Source organism: Couchioplanes azureus, from assembly GCF_014648355.1.
GTDB classification, from domain to species: domain Bacteria; phylum Actinomycetota; class Actinomycetes; order Mycobacteriales; family Micromonosporaceae; genus Actinoplanes; species Actinoplanes azureus.
Genome location: NZ_BMQY01000038.1, coordinates 1 through 1,087 on the forward strand (window position 1 = coordinate 1; position 1,087 = coordinate 1,087).

At 68.5% G+C, this 1,087-nt stretch carries 1 protein-coding gene and 1 pseudogene; one reads left to right on the top strand and one right to left on the bottom strand.

The features are described from left to right. Positions 1 to 383, bottom strand: a pseudogene (locus tag IEY99_RS33760) (hypothetical protein); the annotation flags it as partial. Positions 384 to 654: 271 nt separating this feature from the next. On the opposite strand from IEY99_RS33760, the gene IEY99_RS33765 reads away from it, so the two are divergent. Beyond that, a complete protein-coding gene (locus IEY99_RS33765; RefSeq protein WP_189208191.1) occupies positions 655 to 870 on the top strand; it encodes a helix-turn-helix transcriptional regulator in 216 nt (71 codons plus the stop codon). Positions 871 to 1,087: the final 217 nt, after the last annotated feature.

A 1,087-nucleotide genomic window follows, 5' to 3' on the forward strand; every position in this document is an offset into this window, starting at 1 on the left:
GTGGCGAGCCGCTGAACGTCATCGCGGAACAGATCCACCACGTCCGGACTGGCGCCGGTCTCGCCGGCGATGGCAGAGAAGTGACGTGCACGCTGAGCGGCCATGACGAGAAGTCCTCCTTCGGTGCCGGGTGACGGGATCAGGCCGCCTGTGGCCGGCTGGTGGGCGGGTGCCAGGTCGTGACCCCACGGGCTGAGGAGTTCTTCCACCGGGCGCCCGAACATCAAGGTCAGGACGCGCTGCGTCGCCGGCGTCGTGCTGGCCGCTGGCCGCTCGCCACGGGCGAGCCGGCCGAGGTGCCGTGGCGTGATCGTCGCCGTCTCCTGGGCCTCCCGGGCGGTCGCGGCGAACAGGCCGGCCATCTCCTCGTAGGTGCGGTTCATCTCGCGCACCAGGTGTTCCAGGACGGTGCGAGGTTCGCCGCGGCGCTGGTGGGCCACCGGTGTCTCCTTACGTCCGCGTATCGGGTCACCTTCGACGCTGAGGCCCGCGCGTACGCGCGCACAAGCCTGGTCCGCCTGATGTCCCCCTGTGGTCCGGAAGAGGTCCTTTTCAGGGCCTGGATAGGTCCCTGTCGATCACTGGATTCTCTCACCATGAACAACGACGTGGCTACAGCGCCGGTGCTGTACACCTGCGCTACCGTGCAGGGCGATGCCTACCCGTATCGATCCCGCGGAGCTGCCCACCGACTGGTGGACGGCGGAGCATGTCGCTGCCTATCTCGGTATCTCGGCCAGCACCTGGCGGGCATACGTTGCTCGGGGACAGGCCCCAGCAGCGGAGCGCAAGTTCGGCAAGCGCGTCTCGGCGTGGCAGCCCAGCACGGTCAAGGCCTGGGACGACGCCCGGCCGAGGCCGCGCAACTAGCCCGCAATCTGCTCTGCACCATCCGGGGAAACGGGCGCTCCCAATACAGCGCTATTGCTGTAGAGTCAGAGGCAGCTCAATACAGCGCTAACGCTGCAAAGCCCATCGGGTCAGCGGAAGCGCAGGCGCACAACAGCGCGAGGGCCGGTGCCCTGGCAGGCCCGGCCCTCGCATCCCACAACCCCGCCGCCTTGCCCGCGGCAGAGCACTACAGGGA